Here is an 18272-nt window from a genome sequence, read left to right as displayed (position 1 = left end):
GCCCGCGAGGGGTGGGGGAGATGGCGAAGCGGGAACGCGTCGTACGCATGTCGGTCGAGCAGCCGCTCTGGCGCGCCCTGACGGCGTACCGGCTGCTGACCATGATCTACGCGGTGCTGCTGTTCGCCGCCTCGTACAAGGAGTTCCCGCACCCCGGGGTCGCGGCCGGCTACCTCTCCTTCCTCGCCCTGTGGACCCTCGCGACCTTCGGCAGGGTCGCCAACGCCGCCAGCTGCACCAAGGCCTTCCTCGTCGCCGACCTCACCGTCGCGATCCTCGGGATCGCGCTGACCCCGATCGCCGACACCCACGAGCGGATCGCCGGGGGCGGTCCCACCCTCCCCACGATCTGGACCGGCGGCGCGGTCCTCGGCTTCGCCATCAAGGGCGGCTGGCGCTGGGCCTGCTTCGCCTCCACGTTCGTGGCCGCGGCGACCATCCTCATCCACGGCGGCCAGCCCACCCGGGACGCCCTGCACAACGTCCTGCTCGTCTGGGTCTCCTCGGTGGCCATCGGCTACGTCGTCGAGGTCGCCCGGGCCAGCGAGAACACCCTCGCCCGGGCACTGGAGATCGAGGCCGCCACCCGCGAGCGCGAGCGGCTCGCCCGCGACATCCACGACGGGGTCCTCCAGGTCCTCGCCATGGTCCAGCGGCGCGGCAGCGAGCTGGGCGGCGAGGCCGAGGAGCTCGGCAGGATGGCGGGGGAGCAGGAGGTGGCGCTGCGCACGCTCGTCTCCAGCGGGCTGGTGCAGCCCTCCCGGGTCTGCCGCGACGAGTCGCGCGGCGCGCTGGTGGACACGTACGAGGAGGAGGAGCCGGGCGCCGACGACGGCGAGTTGGACCTGCGCTCGCTGCTCGCCCCGCACGCCGGGTCCCGGGTGAGCTTCGCCGAGCCGGGCACCCCGGTGCCGCTGCCGGTGCCCGCCGCCAAGGAACTGGCCGCGGCCGTCGGCGCCGCCCTGGACAACGTGCGCAAGCACGCCGGGGAGGGGGCGCGGGCCTGGATCCTGGTCGAGGACTGGGGCGACGAGGTGATCGTGACCGTTCGCGACGACGGCCCCGGCATCCCGGCGGGCCGGCTCGACCAGGCGGAGGGCGAGGGCCGGATGGGGGTGGCCCTGTCCATCCGCGGCAGGCTGCGCGATCTCGGCGGCAGCGCCGATCTGGTGTCCGTCCCCGGGCAGGGCACCGAAGTGGAACTGAAGGTACCCAGGGGGAGGACGGACAAGAGATGAGCGAGCGCACCGACGTGAACGACCCGAACAGGCCGAACGAGCTGCACGAGATCCGGGTGATGGTCGTCGACGACCACCCGATGTGGCGGGACGCGGTCGCCCGCGACCTGGCCGCGGCCGGCTTCGACGTCGTCGCCACCGCCGGCGACGGAGCCGAGGCGGTACGCCGGGCCCGCGCCGTCACGCCCGACGTGCTGGTCCTCGACCTCAACCTGCCCGGGATGCCGGGCGTCCAGGTCTGCAAGGAGCTGGTCGGCGCCAATCCGGCCCTGAGGGTCCTGGTCCTGTCGGCCAGCGGTGAGCACGCGGACGTCCTGGAGGCGGTGAAGTCCGGCGCGACCGGCTACCTGCTGAAGTCCGCCGGCGCCCAGGAACTGATCGATGCCGTCCGCCGCACCGCGGCCGGCGACCCGGTCTTCACCCCGGGCCTGGCCGGGCTGGTGCTCGGCGAGTACCGGCGCCTGGCCACCGACCCGCTGCCGGCCACCTCCGACGAGCCGAAGGCGCCCCAACTGACCGACCGGGAGACCGAGGTACTGAGGCTGGTGGCCAAGGGGCTGTCGTACAAGCAGATCGCCGAGCGGCTGGTCATCTCCCACCGCACCGTCCAGAACCACGTCCAGAACACCCTGGGCAAGCTCCAGTTGCACAACCGGGTGGAGCTCGTCCGGTACGCCATAGAGCGCGGCCTCGACGACGCGTAGGGCGGGCCCGGGAACGCCCGCACCGCCCGTCGATCGTACTTTCGTCCTCGTACGAGTGAACGGGCGTACGCAACGCCTCATGATTCCACCGGAATTGCCCTCGCCGCTCCCCTTGCTGTGACCTGGGTCACCACTAGCGTGACCGTCATGGCGATTGGAGATTCCATGAAGGTCGGAGTGCTGACCGGTGGCGGCGACTGCCCCGGGCTCAACGCGGTGATCAGGGCCGTCGTCCGCAAGGGCGAGCAGGAGTACGGCTGCGGGTTCGTCGGGTTCAAGGACGGCTGGCGGGGTGCGGTCGACGGACGCACCGTCCCGCTCGACATCCCCGCAGTCCGTGGCATCCTGCCCCGCGGCGGCACCATCCTCGGCTCCTCGCGCACGAATCCGTTCAAGACGGAGAACGGCGTGCGGGACATCAAGGAGAACCTCGCGAAGTACGAGGTGGACGCGCTGATCGCGATCGGCGGCGAGGACACCCTCGGGGTCGCGGCCCGGCTGTACGAGGAGTACGGCATCCCCTGCGTCGGGGTGCCGAAGACCATCGACAACGACCTGTCCGCGACCGACTACACCTTCGGCTTCGACACCGCCGTCGGCATCGCGACCGAGGCCATCGACCGGTTGCACACCACGGCCGAGTCCCACATGCGCGTCCTGGTCGTCGAGGTCATGGGCCGGCACGCGGGCTGGATCGCCCTGCACTCGGGCCTCGCGGGCGGCGCCAACGTCATCCTCATCCCGGAGCAGCGCTTCGACGTGGACCAGGTCTGCGCGTGGGTGACCTCCCGGTTCCGGGCCAGCTACGCGCCGATCGTGGTGGTCGCCGAGGGGGCGATGCCCAAGGACGGCGAGATGGTGCTGAAGGACGGCACGAAGGACTCCTTCGGGCACGTCCGGCTGTCCGGCGTGGGCGAGTGGCTGGCCAAGGAGATCGAGGAGCGGACCGGCAAGGAGGCCCGTACGACGGTGCTCGGGCACATCCAGCGGGGCGGCACGCCGAGCGCCTTCGACCGGTGGCTGGCGACCCGGTTCGGGCTGCACGCGATCGAGGCGGTGCGCGACGGGGACTTCGGGAAGATGGTCGCGCTCAAGGGGACGGACATCGTCCGGGTGCCGATCGCGGAGGCCACGTCGAAGCTGAAGACGGTGGATCCCGCGCTCTACCGGGAGGCCGGGGTCTTCTTCGGCTGAGCGGCGACCCGACGCCACGGGCCGTATGGTGACAAACGGCCCATGGTCCTGGCGGGCCGCCGCTCCGAGAACACCCTGGTCGGTTCTTTCGGCCCGTCCGACGATTGAGGACCGGGTCCGGGCAGGGCCCGGGGAACGGCGGAAGGGCCGGTAGGGGACAGCCCCGCGCAGCGGTGGCCCCACCTACGCCGGGGTCGGGGCCATCACTCCGGTGAGCAGCTCGCGCAACACGTCCGCGCCCCGCAGGGTGAGCACCGACTCCGGGTGGAACTGGACGCCCGCGAAGCCCCCGGCCGGGGACCGCAGGGCGTGGACCTCCCCCGTCGCCGGGTCGCGAGCGACCTCCACCCCCGCGGCGTCCAGCCGCCCGGCGCCCGCGTCGTCGCAGTGCGCGGTGTACGTGTTGTAGAAGCCGACCACCTCCTCGGCCCCGAACAGGTCGATCCGGACCTGCGCCCCCTGCGCCGGCTCCGCCTTGCGGATCAGCGGGAGCCCGAGCTCCGCCGCCAGCAGCTCGTGGCCCAGACAGACCCCGACCAGGCCGTGGCGGTGCCCGGCCAGCAGGTCGGCCGCGAGCGCGCGCAGCATCCGCATCCTGGGGTCCGCCGATTCGGCCGGGTTGCCCGGGCCGGGGCCCAGCACGATCGGCCCCTCCCAGGCCAGGGCCGCCGTCCGCAGCCCCGGATCGTCGTAGCGGCGTACGGTCACCGCCAGCCCGGCCACCCGCAGGACGTGCGCCAGCATCGCCGTGAAGGTGTCCTCGCCGTCCACCACCAGCGCGTGCCCGGTCACCGGAGCCGGCCGCTCCTGCATCCGGAGCCAGAACGGCGCGAGGTCCGACCGCCGGGCCGCCAGCGCCGCCTGCACCCGCGGGTCGTCCGCCAGCCGGGCCCCGTCGAACGCCGGCCGCGGCGCCGCCGGCCGCACCCCCAGCGCCGCCAGCACGCCCGCCGCCTTCGCGTGCGTCTCCGCCACCTCGCCGTCCGGGTCCGAGTGCCGCACCAGCGTGGCGCCCACCGGCACCCGCAGCACGCCGTCCGCCGCGATGTCGGCGGTGCGGATCAGAATGGGCGAGTCCAGCGTCTGCGCGCCGGCGGAGTCCACGCCGAGCAGGGCCAGCGCCCCCGCGTAGTAGCCGCGCCCGCCCGCCTCGTACCGCTCGATGACACGGCAGGCGTTCTGCACCGGGGATCCGGTCACCGTCGCCGCGAACATGGTCTCGCGCAGCACGTCCCGCACGTCCATCGACGACCGGCCGCGCAGTTCGTACTCGGTGTGCGCGAGGTGGGACATCTCCTTCAGACGCGGTCCGACGACGACCCCGCCCCGGTCGCCGACCGTGCACATCATCTTCAGTTCCTCGTCGACCACCATCGACAGCTCCTCGGTCTCCTTGCGGTCGCCGAGGAAGGCGAGGAGCGACTCGGTGGTCGGCCCCCCGACCGGATACCGGTACGTGCCGCTGATCGGGTTCATCACGACCGTCCGGCCGGACATCCGCACGTGCACCTCCGGGCTGGCCCCGACGAGGGTCCGTTCCCCGGTGTGGACGACGTACGTCCAGTACGCCCCCCGCTCGCCCTCCAACAGGCGCCGGAACAGTGCGAGCGCGTCCGCCCGGCCGAATCCGTCGATGCGGCCCTCGTAGGTGCGCCGGATGACGAAGTTCGCGCCCTCGCCGCGGCCGATCTCGTCCTCGATGACCCGCCGGACGGTGGCCGCGTACTCCTCGTCGGGGACGTCGAAGCCCCCGCCGTCGACCCGCACCCGGTGCCGCGGCAGAGCGTCCAGCGCCTCGGCGAGCGGGACCTCGTACGCCTCCTCGGCGACGAGCACGCTCAGCGGCGTGCCGTCGTCCCGTACGTCGAAGCCGCGCTCGCGGATCTGCCGGAAGGGGACGAGGGCCAGGGCGGGCAGCTCGCCGACGGGCAGGTCGGCGAGCCGTTCGACCTCCCCGACCTGCCCGATCAGCACCTCGACGGTGTCGTGGTCGCGGCCGGGGGTCCGTCGGCGCAGCAGGGCGAACGGCGGGCAGGAGGGGTCGAGCAGTCGGCTCGAAAGGTTCGGGCGGCTGGGTTCCATGGGGCGGGGCGTCCTTCCGGTGGGAGGAGCCGCCCCCGGGATGCGACCGCACGGTCGCACACGCGGAAGGCCGCCCCTCGGGGCGGCCTTCGCGTCGTGCGTGTCTTCAGGTACGCGCGAGAAGTGGACCGCCGGGAGCGGGCCACCACCAGGTCTGGTGCGATTGCGCGTACATGGTGGGCACCCTAGCCCAGACCGTCCCCGCGGCGCAGGATCTGTCTCATGGCGTGGGCTGAACCATGGATTCCGTTCCGCTGGGCGCCCGGGACCTTTGAGCCGGTTCGTCTCACGTTGTGGGCGGGGGGCCGAACGCGGCCTGTGACGCCGTAGTGTGTACGAGGTGACCGTGAACGCTGAAACCCAAGCCCCCGCCGCCAAGGCGACCTGGCGAGACCTTCCCGCGGCGCAGCAGCCTTCGTACCCCGATGCCGAGGCTCTGCGCGCTGTCGTCGCGGACCTCGAGTCGTATCCTCCCCTCGTTTTCGCGGGTGAATGCGACCAGCTGCGTGCCCGTCTGGGAGCCGTCGCCAAGGGCGAGGCGTTCCTGCTCCAGGGCGGCGACTGTGCCGAGGCCTTCGACGGTGTCTCCGCCGACCACATCCGAGCCAAGCTGAAGACGCTGCTCCAGATGAGCGCCGTCCTGACCTACGCCGCCTCCGTGCCGGTCGTCAAGGTCGGCCGCATCGCGGGCCAGTACTCCAAGCCGCGCTCCAAGGACACCGAGACCCGCGACGGCGTCACCCTGCCGACGTACCGCGGCGACTCCGTCAACGGCTTCGCCTTCACCGAAGAGGCCCGGATCCCGGACCCCGAGCGGCTGAAGCGCATGTACAACGCGTCCGCCTCGACGCTCAACCTGGTGCGCGCCTTCACCACCGGTGGCTACGCCGACCTGCGCCAGGTGCACGCCTGGAACCAGGACTTCGTGAAGTCCAGCCCGTCCGGTCAGCGGTACGAGCAGCTGGCGCGCGAGATCGACAACGCGCTGAACTTCATGAAGGCGTGCGGCACCGACCCGGCCGAGTTCAAGGCCGTCGAGTTCTACGCCTCCCACGAGGCGCTGCTGCTCGACTACGAGGGTGCGCTGACCCGCACCGACTCGCGTACCGGCAAGCTGTACGACACCTCCGGCCACATGGTCTGGATCGGTGAGCGCACCCGCCAGCTGGACCACGCGCACATCGAGTTCTGCTCGCAGATCGCCAACCCGATCGGCATCAAGCTCGGCCCCACCACCACGGTGGACGAGGCGCTGACGTACATCGACCGGCTGGACCCCGAGCGCGAGCCGGGCCGGCTGACCTTCGTCGTCCGCATGGGTGCCGACAAGGTCCGCGACAAGCTTCCCGAGCTGGTCGAGAAGGTCACCGCCTCCGGTGCGACCGTGGGCTGGGTCACCGACCCGATGCACGGCAACACCTTCGAGGCGGCCTCGGGCCACAAGACGCGCCGTTTCGACGACGTGCTCGACGAGGTCAAGGGCTTCTTCGAGGTCCACAAGGCCCTCGGCACCCACCCGGGCGGCATCCACGTCGAGCTCACCGGTGACGACGTCACCGAGTGCGTGGGCGGCGGTGACGAGATCTTCGTCGACGACCTGCACCAGCGCTACGAGACGGCGTGCGACCCGCGGCTCAACCGCAGCCAGTCCCTGGACCTGGCGTTCCTGGTCGCCGAGATGTACCGGGACCAGTAGGGATCAGTCAGTACCTTCGTACGACAGTGGGGCACGGATCGATGTGATCCGTGCCCCACTGTCGTACGGGGGGCTTTTAGGCCACCCTAACTTTGGGTACGGTTAGGTAAGCCTCACCGAATCGGGGATGGCTCGCCGAACCGCTGAACCGCTGGACCATTCCGCCCTGGGAGGTGAACCGCGTGTACGTCTGCTCTTGCTTCGGGATCACCGACAAGCAGGTCAAGGAGCACGCGGCTGCCGGGGCCTGCACCCCGCGCCAGATCGCCTCGGCCACCAAGGCCGGCACCGACTGCGGTTCCTGCGTGCGCACCATCCAGGGCATCCTCGGTCGCGGGGCGTGCCCGCGCAGGGAGCTGCTGGAGAAGGGCGAGGCGGCGGCCGTGCTCGCCGCGGAGCCGGGTTCGGTCCGGTCGGCGGAGCTGGCGGAAGCGGCCTAGAGCCGGTTAGCTCGGCTGCTCGATCAGCTGGGCGATGTACAGCGGCTCGCCGAGGGACTCGATGAGCTCCAGCTGGGTGTCGAGGTAGTCGATGTGGTGCTCCTCGTCCTCCAGGATCTCCTCGAAGAGCCGTGCCGAGGTGATGTCACCCTTGCCGCGCATGACCTCGATGCCCCGCTTGAGGCGGTCGATGGCCTCGACCTCGACCTGGCGGTCCGCCTGGAACATCTCCGTGAGCGTCTGCCCGACGCGCACGTGGAAGAGGCGCTGGTAGTTCGGCAGGCCATCGAGCATCAGGATGCGCTCGGTGATCTTGTCCGCGTGCTTCATCTCGTCGATGGACTCTTCACGCGTGTACTTGGCGAGCTTGGTCCAGCCCTTGTTGTCCTGGATGCGGTAGTGCAGCCAGTACTGGTTGATGGCCGTCAGCTCGCCGGTCAGCTGCTCGTTCAGAAACTCAAGGACCTCGGGGTCGCCCTGCATCGCAGAGGCTCCTTCCAGGCAATGTCAGCTATGTGACGGGGCAGTTGCGCGCATCCTTGCACCGCCGCTGGGGGCCGTCCAGTAAGTGCCTCCTTAGTGGGAGTTGCAGTGACTTGCCCGAATCGGCCCAGACCTGGTCATGACCACCCTGCGCAGTCTGTCACCATGGAGTCATGCGTCAGCCGGAAAGCCGGGAATCTCCGGGAGCAGAGCAGCTGGAGCTTCCACCGGGGCAGCGGTTGCAGCGGGGCTGGCCGGTCACCCATTACGGGCCCGTACCCAAGTTCAAGCCGGACCGCTGGGAGTTCCGCGTCTTCGGTGCGACGGCCGACGGGGACAAGCGCTGCTGGAATCACGAGGAGTTCACGGCCCTGCCGTTCGACTCGGTCGTGGCCGATCTGCACTGCGTCACGAAGTTCAGCATGCAGGGCGCCGAATGGGGTGGTGTGCTCGCCCGCGAGGTGCTCGCGCTGGCGCCGCCCGCGCCGCAGGTCACGCACGTGATGGTGTGGGCCGAGTACGGCTTCAGCTCCAACCTGCGGCTGGCCGACTTCGCTTCCGACCGGACCGTCTTCGCCACCCACGAGGGCGGTGAACTGCTCACCGCCGAGCACGGTTTCCCGGTTCGGCTGGTGGTTCCGCACCTGTACGCCTGGAAGGGCCCCAAGTGGGTCCGCGGCATCGAGTACATGACCGCCGACCGTCGCGGCTTCTGGGAGGAGCGCGGCTACCACAACATCGGCGACCCGTGGCGCGAGCAGCGCTACTCGTACCAGGAGGAGCCCGGGGAGGGCCCCGAACTGTAAGGGGCGACCCTCGGCCCCCCAGCCTCTCGACCCCTCGGCCCCGTGGTCAGTGGTGGTACTGGTGCACGACCGCGTGACCCTTGCCGCGGCCGATCATCCACTTGTTGACCGGGGTGGTGATCACGAAGGCGGCGGCCAGCGCGATCGCCAGGACGATCCAGAACAGTGGATCCGACAGGTGCGCGTCCATGGCGCCGGGCCACAGGGCGATCACCCCGTTGTCGATCAGCTCCATGACGGCGATCGAAAGGGTGTCCGCGGCCAGCGCCACCCGGACGGCCGTCCGCAGGTCGACGCCTGCGGCGAGGACTCCGCGCAGGGTGAGCGCGTAGCCGAAGAAGAACGCCAGGATGATCGCCAGGATCATCGTCTGGACGTTTCCCCAGCCCAGCGCGGTACCGATGATCATGCCGAGTACCTCGCCGATGGCGCATCCGGTGAGGCAGTGCAGGGTGGCCCGGGCGGCCGTGCCCCAGCTGACCGGGCCACCGGCGGCGGCGTGTGCGTGCCCGTGGTGCTGGTGTTCCTGCTGGTGTCCCTGCTCGTGGTGCTCGTGCTCGTGGTGCTGCTCCATGACAACCCCCTCGTGGGAACGCCGGGTAGCGGTCCGTCGATATGACCGAACCGTATACCCCCCTGGGGTATTCCTCAAGGAATCAGTGGGATCACTGCGCGCCGCGCAGCTCCTTCAGCAGCGCCACATCCGCCGCATGCCCTTCCTTGCCCCCGGGCGTCTCGATGATCAGCGGTACGCCGTCCATCGCGGGGTGCGTGATCAGCTCCGCGAAGGCGTCCCGGCCGATGTGCCCCTGGCCGATGTTCGCGTGCCGGTCCTTGTGCGCTCCGACGCCCTCCTTGGAGTCGTTCGCGTGGACCAGCTTCAGCCGCCCCTCGCCGACCGTGTCCACCAGCAGGTCCAGCATCAGCTTCGTCCCGCCCGGCTCCGCCAGGTCGTGACCGGCCGCGAAGATGTGGCAGGTGTCCAGGCAGATGCCGAGCTTCGGGTGGTGGTCCAGCGCGTCGAAGTACGGGCCGAAGTCCTCGGCGAGCGAGCACAGCGAGGAGCCCTGCCCGGCCGTCGACTCCAGCAGCAGGAACGGGTCGTCGTCGTGCGTCAGCTCGTCCAGCAGCGGCAGCATGCGCTCCCTGATCTGCGCGTACGCCACCTCCCGCGGGCGGCCCCCGGTCGCCGACCCGGTGTGCACGACCACGCCGAGCGCACCGATCTCCCGGCCGCGGCGCAGCGAGTGGCGCAGGGACTCCACCGACTTCTCCACCGTCGCCTCGGTGTGCGAGCCGAAGTTGATCAGGTACGGGGCGTGCACGTACGCCGGGATCGCCCCGGCCGCGCACTCCGCCCGGAACCGCTCGTCCTGCGCCGGACTGCCGACGGGGGTGGCCCAGCCGCGCGGATTGGCGACGAAGACCTGGACGGCCTCCGCGGCCATCTCCCGGGCGTAGGTCAGGCCCACGGAGGCGAGCCCGCCGGCTACGGGGACGTGCCCGCCCACTGGATTGCGCTTCACTACGGCTTACAGCCCCTTGGTCCTGATGGTGATGGTGGTGCCCTCGGGGGCGCTCTGGCCGGCCGGCACCGACTGGGTGTCCACCGTGTTGCTGAAGGAGATCAGCGGCCGGTCCACCTTCACCTTGAAGCCGGCGGCCTCCAGCGCCTTGCGGGCCGCGTCCACCTCCTGGCCGGTCACGCCCGGGACCGGCAACTGCCGCGGGCCCTTCGACACCGTCAGCGTGACCGTGTCCCCGGCAGCTGCCTGGGTGCCCGCCCCGATCGACTGATTGGCGACCGTACCGGCCGCGGACGGAGCGTTGACCTCCTCGGGGGCGGTCGCGACCTTGAGGCCCAGCGCCTCCAGAGACGCCTTCGCCTGGTCGACCGGGATCCCCGTCACGCTCGGGACCGGCACCGGGCGGCCCTTGCTGACGACCAGCGCGACGGCCGTGTCCGGCGCGCGCTTCTCGCCGCCCGGCGGATTGGTGCTGATCACCGAGCCCTGGGCGACGTCCTGGCTGAAGGCCTGCGTGACGATGCCGGGAGCCAGCCCGGACCGGGTCAGTTCCGCCTTGGCCTCCTCCAGCGGCCGGCCCTTCAGGTTGGGCACGGCCACGACCTCGGGACCGCGGGAGATGGTGATCGTCACCGCGCCGTTGCCGCGGATACGCCGGCCGCCCGGCGGGTCGGTGTTCATCACCGTCCCGCGGTCGAAGGCGTCGCTGAACTTCCGGTCCACGCCCTTCACCCCGAGCCCGGCCGCGGACAGCTGGGAGCGGGCCTGCGCCTCGGTCTTGCCGAGCAGGTTGGGGACCTTGGTGAACTGCCCGGAGTTGATGTACCAGACGCCGACACCGAGCCCGAGCGCCAGCAGCACACCGGCGACGAGGAGCAGCACCCCGCGGCTGGGCCGCCGCGCGGCGCCGGCCGGCCGGTGCGCGGGCGGAGCGGGCGGGGCCGGGGGCATTTCCAGGCGGGAGGTGTGCTGCACCGGCTGCTGCACGGCCACCGGACGCGGGATGACTCCCGTACGGTCCTCGGCCGACGAGCGCTCCTCGGCGCGCGCCAGTGGCGGTACGGCGTCCAGCTCGGCATCGCTGAGCAGCGCGCGGGCCTCGCGGGCGAGGCCGAACAGCGAGGCCGCGTCGTAGGGGCGCAGCTCGGGGTTGCGGGCGGTGGCGTGTGCGACGAGCTCGTCGAGCCCGGCGGGCAGCCCGGGGACCGCGGCGGACGGCGGCGGGACGTCCTCGTGCAGGTGCTGGTAGAGGACCTGCGCGGGGGTGCCGCCGAGGTGCGGCTTGGAGCCGGTGAGCATCTCGTAGAGGACGACACCGCAGGCGTAGACGTCCACGCGGGTGTCTGCGACGCCGTTCTCGATCTGCTCGGGGGCCAGGTAGGAGACCGTCCCGAGGACGGAGCCGGTGGTGTTGGTGACCGAGTCGACCGACCGGACCAGCCCGAAGTCCGCGACCTTCACCCGGCCGTCGTCCCCGATCAGGACGTTCTCGGGCTTCATGTCGCGGTGGACGAAGCCGGCCCGGTGGGCGGCGCCGAGGGCGGCGAGGACCGGTTCGAGGATGTCGAGGGCGGCCCGGGGCTGCAGCGCGCCGCGCTCGCGGAGCACGTCGCGCAGGGTGCAGCCGGAGACGTACTCCATGGCGAGGTAGACGTACGGACCGTCCGTGCCCTGGTCGAAGACGGCGACCACGTTGGGGTGCGCGAGCCGGGCGACGGACTTCGCCTCGCGGATGAACCGGTCGACGAAGGCGGCATCGGCGGCGAGCGCCGGGTGCATCACCTTCAGCGCGAGCACCCGGTCGAGGCGCGTGTCGACGGCCCGGTAGACCGTGGCCATGCCGCCGGCCGCGATGCGGGCGTCGATGCGGTAGCGGCCGTCGAGCACGCGCCCGACGAGGGGGTCATCCAGGGTCGTATCCACCCGGCGATTCTACGAGCCGCCCCGAAGGCTCCACCCCGGCCGGGTCGGCTTGCAGCGCAGCTGTGACGTGGGGGCGGGCAGGAAGGGGGTGGGGACTTCGCAACCGGCGCCCCCACCCCGCCCCCGCGGCTCCCCCCGAAGCCGCGCCGGCTCCCCCCGAAGCCGCGCCGCCTCCCCCCGAAGCCGCCGCGCCCGTATCCCGACGCCGCGCGCCGAGGGCCCGGCGACCCCCGGCCGGTCAGAACGCCGGGCGTTCCGGGTCCAGGGCGGCGCGGCCCTCCGCAGGAGAGGACGCCTCCGCGAAGCGGCGTTGGGGGATGCGGCCCGCGCGGAAGGCGAGACGGCCCGCCGAGACGGCGTCCCGCATGGCCGACGCCATCAGGACCGGCTCCTGTGCGCGGGTCACCGCCGAGGCCAGCATCACCGCCGCGCAGCCCAGCTCCATCGCCAGGGCCGCGTCGGAAGCCGTGCCCGCGCCGGCATCGAGGATGACCGGGACCGACGCCCGCTCCGTGATCAGCTCGAAGTTGTGCGGGTTGCGGATGCCCATGCCGGACCCGATGGGGGAGCCGAGCGGCATGATCGCAGCGCAGCCCACGTCCTCCAGCTTCCGCGCGAGCACCGGATCGTCGTTGGTGTACGGCAGCACCGTGAAGCCCTCGTCCACCAGGGTCTCGGCGGCGTCGAGCAGTTCGACGCCGTCCGGCAGGAGGGTCCGTTCGTCCGCGACCACCTCCAGCTTGATCCAGTCCGTGCCCAGCGCCTCCCGGGCCAGCCGGGCCGTGAGCACGGCCTCGCCCGCCGTGAAGCAGCCCGCCGTGTTGGGGAGGACCGAGATGCCGAGCTTCGTCAGTACGGACAGGACGGAGCCGTGGACCGTGGGGTCCAGCCGTCGCATCGCGACCGTGGTCAGTTCGGTGCCGGACGCGACGAGGGCGCGCTCCAGGACGTCCAGGCTCGGGGCGCCGCCCGTCCCCATGATCAGACGGGAGGAGAAGGTCCGGCCGCCGAGGGTGAAGAGGTCGTCCGCCACGCCGCTCAGCCCCCCTGGACCGCGGTCAGGATTTCCACCCGGTCGCCGTCGCCCACGACCGTGGCCGGCCACTGCCCGCGGGGCACCACGGTTTCGTTGAGCGCGGCGGCGACCCCGGAGGGGGCCGTGGTCAGGGTGGCGACCACCGTGTCGAGGGTGGCGCCGGCCGCGACCTCGCGCGGTTCGCCGTTGACGGAGATGGTCATGCGTACGACTCCTGACGTGCGGCGGAGAACCGGCGGGGGGTGAAGGGGCGCGCGATCTCCGGTAGTTCGCCGGTGGCCAGCAGTTCGGCGAGGACCTCGCCGGTGAGCGGGGTCAGCAGCACTCCGTTGCGGTAGTGCCCGGTGGCCAGGTGCAGGCCCGGCAGGTCGGTCGGGCCGAGCAGCGGGGCGTTGTCGGGGGAGCCGGGGCGCAGGCCCGCCCGGGTCTCGGTGAGGGGAAGTTCGGTGATGCCGGGGACCAGTTCGTGGGCGTCGCGCAGGAGTTCGTAGACCCCGCCCGCGGTGACGGTGGTGTCCCAGCCCAGTTCCTCGCTGGTGGCGCCGACGACGAGCTCGCCGTTCTCGCGCGGCACGAGGTAGACGTGGCTGCCGCGCACGACGGCCCGTACGGTCCGCGACAGGAACGGCGCGTACGCGGCCGGCACCGTGAGCCGCAGGACCTGACCCTTGACGGGGCGTACGGGGGCCACGACCTCCGGCGGTACGCCCGCCAGCCGGCCGGTGAGGGAACCCGCGGCGAGGACGACCTGGTCGGCGAGCAGTTCCGTACCGTCGGCGAGCAGGGCGCCCGTCGCCCGGTCGGTGGTGGTGAGCAGCCGCTCCGCGCCCGACCGGTGGATGCTCACGCCGGCCCGTTCGCAGGCGGCCAGCAGGGCCGCCGCGAGCCGGCGGGGGTCGACCTGGTGGTCGCCGTCGACGCGCAGGCCGCCGCGTACGCCCGGGGCCAGCATGGGCTCCAGGCGGCGGCACTCGCGCCCGGTGAGCCACTCGGACTCCAGGCCGCAGCGGCGCTGCAGGGCGTGCAGTTCGCGCAGGTGGAGGCGGTCGTCGGCGTCGAGGGCGACGGCGAGGGTGCCGCAGGCGCGGTAGCCGATGTCCAGGCCGCCGCTGGCCTCGGCGAGCTCGGCGGCGAACTGCGGATAGCGTGCGGCGGAGGTGAGGCCGAGGCCGAGCAGGGCTTCCTCGCCGTAGTGCAGTTCGGTGACGGGCGCGAGCATGCCGGCCGCGACCTGGGCGGCGCCGCCGCCGGGTGCGGGGTCGGCGAGTACGGTGCGCAGTCCGCGCGCGGCGGCCCGCCAGGCGGTGACCAGGCCGATGATTCCGCCCCCGATGACGAGGACGTCGGATCCCTTGCGGGATGTTCGGGATGAGTGCATGGGCGTCCAGCCCCTCCCTTCGCCGGCATGACCCGGATCAGGTTCGTACGGTCGGAGGCCGGCCAGCCTCCCTCTCAGCCCGGTGCGCCGGACTCCCGCGATAGGTACGGTGGCCAGACTAACCCGGCGGTGGACGGCCGGTAAGGCGGCACCTATTCCTGACGGAGCGTCAGGTGATTAGGCTGGTCGCGTGAGCGAGCAGACGGAACAGAATCAGCGCGGCGTCGTGATCGTCGGCGCCGGAATGGCCGGGGTGCAGACTGCGGTCGCCCTGCGCGAACAGGGCTTCACCGGCCCCGTGACCCTGCTGGGAGCCGAACCCCACCAGCCCTACGACCGGCCCCCGCTGTCGAAGGCGGTCCTCCTCGGCAAGGCCGAGGACTCCGCCTTCGACGTGGACTTCGAAGGGCTCGACATCCGACTCCGGCTCGGCACCGAGGTCACCGGACTGCGCGCCGCCGACCACGAGCTGGACACCGAGGCGGGACCCGTCCCGTACGAGATCCTCGTCCTGGCCACCGGCGCACAGCCGCTGACCCTGCCCGGGACCGAGGGCGTCCCCGGCGTCCACCTGCTGCGCACCCTGGACGACGCGGCCCGGCTGCGCCCGGTGCTGGCCGCGTCGCCCCGGACCGTTGTCGTCGGAGCGGGCTGGATCGGTGCCGAGTTCGCCACCGCCGCCCGGGAGGCGGGCTGCGAGGTCACCGTGGTCGAGGCGGCGGACCGGGTGCTGGCGGGGGCGCTGCCCGCCGAGGCCACCGAGCCGATGGCGCGCTGGTACGAGGAGGCCGGCGCCGGGCTGATCACCGGGGCGAAGGTCGCCGGGATCGAGGAGGGGCGGGTCCTGCTGGCCGACGGGCGCGTCCTGCCCGCCGGCGCGGTGGTGGTGGGCATCGGCGCCCGCCCCGCGACCGGATGGCTGGCGGGGACCGGCGTGGAGCGCGGCCCCGACGGCTCGGTCACCGCGGACGCGTACCTGCGGACCTCGCTGCCCGATGTGTACGCGGTCGGCGACTGCGCCTCCTTCCCGTCCGGGCGGTACGGGACGCGGCTGCTCGTGCACCACTGGGACAATGCGCTCCAGGGGCCGCGGACGGTCGCGGCGAACATCCTGGCCGGGCAGCCGGACCGGGTCTACGACCCGGTGCCGTACTTCTGGTCGGAGCAGTTCGGGCGGTTCGTGCAGTACGCCGGACACCACGGCGGAGCCGACACCCTGCTCCTGCGCGGGGACCCGGCCGGCCCCTCCTGGTCGGTGTGCTGGTTGAAGGGCGGCGCGCTCGTCGCCGTCCTGGCCGTGGGCCGGCCCCGCGACCTGGCGCAGGGCCGCAAGCTCATCGAGGCGGGGGTTCCCTTGGATCCCGCCAAGGTCTCCGACCCCGGCACCCCGCTGAAATCCGCCACGGCCTGACGACCCGAGGGCCCGGACCCGGTCCTCGAACTCCCCCGGCCACCGCTGGGAGGTGCCCCCTGGACGGGCTGAAACGCAGCCTCGCCGGCGTTCGAGGGGCAGGGTCCGGGGCGGAGCCGCGGCACGGCCGCGACCCGGACGGGGCTGCTCAGGTACCGGCGGCGTGGCCGAGATGGCAGGCTTGTCCCTGTGACCGAGATTGACGCAAAGATCGATGCCCTTGTCCCCTCGTGGCTGTACCTCCCCGACATCGCGGAGATGCTGAACATCGAGGTGACCCGGGTCCGCCAGATGGTCAAGGAAGGGCAGCTCATCGCCGTCCGCCGGGGCGAGAACCGCTCCCTGCAGGTTCCGGCCCCCTTCATCGACGGCGACAAGGTCGTCAAGGGCCTCGTCGGTCTGCTGACCGTGCTGCGCGACGACCGTTTCACCGAGGAGGAGATCCTGGAATGGCTCTTCACCGAGGATCCGACCCTGCCCGGCACCCCCGTGCAGGCGCTGAGCGAGAATCGCGGCACGGAGGTGAAGCGCCGCGCTCAGGCGCTCGCCCTCTGACCTGATCGCCTTCGCTCCACAGCGGTGTACGGGCCGGGCCGCGGTCCGGCCCGTACACCGCATCCACCACGGGGGGTACACCCATGCAGCTGTCCGACGCCCGGCTCTACCTCTGCACGGACGCCCGCAAGCGCCAGGGTGACCTCCCCGAGTTCCTCGACGCCGTGCTCTCCTCCGGCGTGGACATCGTCCAGCTCCGGGACAAGGGCATGGAGGCGGGGGAGGAACTCGAACACCTCCAGGTGTTCGCCGAGGCCGCCCGCCGCCACGGCAAGCTCCTCGCCGTGAACGACCGGGCCGACGTCGCCCACGCCATCGGCTCCGACGTCCTGCACCTCGGCCAGGGCGACATCCCCGTCCCCGCGGCCCGCGCCGTCCTCGGCGAGCAGGTGCTGATCGGCCGGTCCTGCCACGCCGAGGCCGAGGTCGACGCGGCCGCCGCCGAGGCCGGCGTGGACTACTTCTGCACCGGACCCTGCTGGCCCACCCCCACCAAGCCCGGCCGCCACGCGCCCGGCCTCGATCTGGTCCGGTACGCGGCCTCGCTGGAACAGGACCGGCCCTGGTTCGCCATCGGCGGCATCGACGGCTCGAACCTGGACGAGGTGCTGGACGCCGGCGCCACCCGCATCGTGGTCGTCCGCGCGCTCACCGAGGCCACCGACCCCGGTGCGGCCGCCGCCGAGCTCGCCAAGCGGGTACGGGCCCGCCTCGCCTGAGTCCTGTCCGCCCGGACAGCGCACGGCCCCCGCCATCGCCCCCGTACCAGCGGCAGCGACTTTCGGCCGGAGGGGGCCTTCAGGTGTCCAAAAACGTGTCCAAAACGTGGACAAGGCTTCGGTGTCCGCCGGGCCGCGTCTAACCTGCCCACATGGCCTCTGGTACCGCTTCCACCTGGTCGGACCGTGCGCACACGGTCCGCGACCTCCTCGCGTCCGGGCGCTCGTACTCCTTCGAGTTCTGGGCCCCGAAGACGGAGAAGGGTGAACGCAACCTCTGGAACGCCCTGCGCCGGGTCGAGGCGGTATCCCCCAGCTTCGTCTCCGTCACCTACGGGGCCGGCGGCTCCACCCGCGGCGGAACGGTCAAGGCCACCCAGGAGATCGCCGCGGACACCACCCTGACGCCCGTCGCGCACCTCACCGCGGTGGACCACTCGGTCGCCGAGCTGCGCAACGTCATCGGGCAGTTCGCGGACGCCGGGATCCGGAACATGCTCGTCGTGCGCGGTGACCCGCCGGGCGACCCGATGGGCGAGTGGGTGGCGCACCCCGAGGGCGTGCACTACGCCGCCGACCTGGTCCGGCTGGTCAAGGAGTCCGGCGACTTCTGCGTCGGCGTCGCGGCCTTCCCCGAGATGCACCCGCGTTCTACGGACTGGGACACGGACATCCGGCACTTCGTGGACAAGTGTCACGCGGGGGCGGACTACGCGATCACCCAGATGTTCTTCGATCCGGAGAATTATCTGCGGCTGCGCGACGGCGTCGAGAAGGCGGGCTGCGAGACCCCGATCATCCCCGAGGTCATGCCTGTTGTGGGTATCAAGCAGCTCGACCGGCTGCCCCAACTCAGCAACGCGGTCTTCCCCGCGGACGTGAAAGAGCGCATGCTCGCCGTCAAGGACGACCCGGCCGCTGTACGCTCCATTGGCATCGAGTTCGCCACGGAGTTCTGCGCGCGACTGCTGTCCGAGGGTGTCCCGGGCCTGCACTTCATCACGCTCAACAATTCCACGGCGACTCTCGAGATCTACGAGAACCTGGGCCTGCACCAGCGGGCCTGATCGGCCGTCCCCGT

18 protein-coding genes and 1 riboswitch are annotated in these 18272 nt (G+C 71.9%); of the genes, 10 read left to right on the top strand and 8 right to left on the bottom strand.

Annotated elements, in window-relative coordinates; all coding sequences use genetic code 11:
• Positions 1-20 precede the first annotated feature (20 nt).
• The 3 genes from macS to IE257_RS01010 all read left to right on the top strand — a co-directional run bounded on the left by macS (position 21) and on the right by IE257_RS01010 (position 3136).
• Positions 21-1238, top strand: coding sequence for a MacS family sensor histidine kinase (macS, locus tag IE257_RS01020; protein WP_189963572.1), 1218 nt, complete (start codon positions 21-23; stop codon positions 1236-1238).
• Between the two features lie 59 nt (positions 1239-1297).
• On the top strand, positions 1298-1942 hold the full coding sequence (locus tag IE257_RS01015; protein ID WP_189964683.1) for a response regulator: 645 nt from the start codon (positions 1298-1300) through the stop codon (positions 1940-1942).
• Between the two features lie 165 nt (positions 1943-2107).
• A complete protein-coding gene (locus tag IE257_RS01010) occupies positions 2108-3136 on the top strand; it encodes a 6-phosphofructokinase (protein WP_189964681.1) in 1029 nt (342 codons plus the stop codon).
• 183 nt (positions 3137-3319) lie between these two features.
• Here IE257_RS01010 and IE257_RS01005 read toward each other — a convergent pair whose 3' ends face one another.
• Positions 3320-5218: an anthranilate synthase family protein gene (locus IE257_RS01005; RefSeq protein WP_189963570.1), complete on the bottom strand. Its 1899-nt coding sequence runs from the start codon at positions 5216-5218 to the stop codon at positions 3320-3322.
• A gap of 340 nt (positions 5219-5558) precedes the next feature.
• Here IE257_RS01005 and IE257_RS01000 point away from each other — a divergent pair, with 340 nt between their 5' ends.
• Together IE257_RS01000 and IE257_RS00995 are read left to right on the top strand one after the other, a co-directional pair.
• Entirely contained in the window at positions 5559-6914 is a 1356-nt protein-coding gene (locus IE257_RS01000) for a class II 3-deoxy-7-phosphoheptulonate synthase (RefSeq protein WP_030385610.1), read from the top strand.
• Between the two features lie 173 nt (positions 6915-7087).
• On the top strand, positions 7088-7354 hold the full coding sequence (locus tag IE257_RS00995; protein WP_189963568.1) for a (2Fe-2S)-binding protein: 267 nt from the start codon (positions 7088-7090) through the stop codon (positions 7352-7354).
• A 6-nt stretch (positions 7355-7360) separates the two neighbouring features.
• On the opposite strand, the gene bfr is transcribed toward IE257_RS00995, so the two are convergent.
• Positions 7361-7837: a bacterioferritin gene (gene bfr, locus IE257_RS00990; RefSeq protein WP_030010525.1), complete on the bottom strand. Its 477-nt coding sequence runs from the start codon at positions 7835-7837 to the stop codon at positions 7361-7363.
• 173 nt (positions 7838-8010) lie between these two features.
• Between bfr and IE257_RS00985 the strand changes: the two genes are divergently transcribed.
• On the top strand, positions 8011-8643 hold the full coding sequence (locus tag IE257_RS00985; protein WP_189963566.1) for a sulfite oxidase-like oxidoreductase: 633 nt from the start codon (positions 8011-8013) through the stop codon (positions 8641-8643).
• Between the two features lie 46 nt (positions 8644-8689).
• Here IE257_RS00985 and IE257_RS00980 read toward each other — a convergent pair whose 3' ends face one another.
• The 6 genes from IE257_RS00980 to thiO form a co-directional block, all read right to left on the bottom strand.
• Complete coding sequence (locus tag IE257_RS00980) at positions 8690-9217, bottom strand: DUF4396 domain-containing protein (RefSeq protein WP_189963564.1); 528 nt, start codon at positions 9215-9217, stop codon at positions 8690-8692.
• Positions 9218-9308: 91 nt separating this feature from the next.
• Entirely contained in the window at positions 9309-10169 is an 861-nt protein-coding gene (locus IE257_RS00975) for a deoxyribonuclease IV (protein ID WP_189963562.1), read from the bottom strand.
• A gap of 6 nt (positions 10170-10175) precedes the next feature.
• A complete protein-coding gene (gene pknB / locus IE257_RS00970; protein WP_189963560.1) occupies positions 10176-12092 on the bottom strand; it encodes a Stk1 family PASTA domain-containing Ser/Thr kinase in 1917 nt (638 codons plus the stop codon).
• A 238-nt stretch (positions 12093-12330) separates the two neighbouring features.
• On the bottom strand, positions 12331-13125 hold the full coding sequence (locus IE257_RS00965; protein ID WP_189963558.1) for a thiazole synthase: 795 nt from the start codon (positions 13123-13125) through the stop codon (positions 12331-12333).
• Positions 13126-13130: 5 nt separating this feature from the next.
• Positions 13131-13331 (bottom strand): sulfur carrier protein ThiS, encoded by a 201-nt coding sequence (thiS, locus tag IE257_RS00960; RefSeq protein ID WP_189963556.1) that lies wholly within the window; start codon positions 13329-13331, stop codon positions 13131-13133.
• Positions 13328-14506: a glycine oxidase ThiO gene (gene thiO, locus IE257_RS00955; RefSeq protein WP_189963554.1), complete on the bottom strand. Its 1179-nt coding sequence runs from the start codon at positions 14504-14506 to the stop codon at positions 13328-13330. The genes thiS and thiO overlap by 4 nt, the downstream gene beginning before the upstream one ends.
• Positions 14504-14615, bottom strand: a riboswitch (TPP riboswitch). Its footprint overlaps the gene before it by 3 nt.
• Positions 14616-14696: 81 nt before the next feature.
• On the opposite strand from thiO, the gene IE257_RS00950 reads away from it, so the two are divergent.
• The 4 genes from IE257_RS00950 to metF all read left to right on the top strand — a co-directional run bounded on the left by IE257_RS00950 (position 14697) and on the right by metF (position 18258).
• Positions 14697-15917 (top strand): NAD(P)/FAD-dependent oxidoreductase, encoded by a 1221-nt coding sequence (locus IE257_RS00950; protein WP_189963552.1) that lies wholly within the window; start codon positions 14697-14699, stop codon positions 15915-15917.
• A 189-nt stretch (positions 15918-16106) separates the two neighbouring features.
• Positions 16107-16472, top strand: a complete 366-nt coding sequence (locus tag IE257_RS00945) for an Rv2175c family DNA-binding protein (protein ID WP_030724382.1) — start codon at positions 16107-16109, stop codon at positions 16470-16472.
• A gap of 83 nt (positions 16473-16555) precedes the next feature.
• Positions 16556-17191: a thiamine phosphate synthase gene (gene thiE, locus IE257_RS00940; protein ID WP_189963550.1), complete on the top strand. Its 636-nt coding sequence runs from the start codon at positions 16556-16558 to the stop codon at positions 17189-17191.
• A 152-nt stretch (positions 17192-17343) separates the two neighbouring features.
• Positions 17344-18258 carry a methylenetetrahydrofolate reductase [NAD(P)H] gene (metF, locus tag IE257_RS00935; protein ID WP_052872552.1) on the top strand — a complete coding sequence of 305 codons (915 nt, stop codon included), beginning with the start codon at positions 17344-17346 and terminating at the stop codon, positions 18256-18258.
• Positions 18259-18272: the final 14 nt, after the last annotated feature.

It is taken from the genome of Streptomyces avidinii, assembly GCF_014650695.1.
GTDB classification, from domain to species: Bacteria; Actinomycetota; Actinomycetes; order Streptomycetales; family Streptomycetaceae; genus Streptomyces; species Streptomyces avidinii.
The sequence above is the reverse complement of the archived record's forward strand: the minus strand, read 5'-3'. Positions and strand labels throughout refer to the sequence as shown.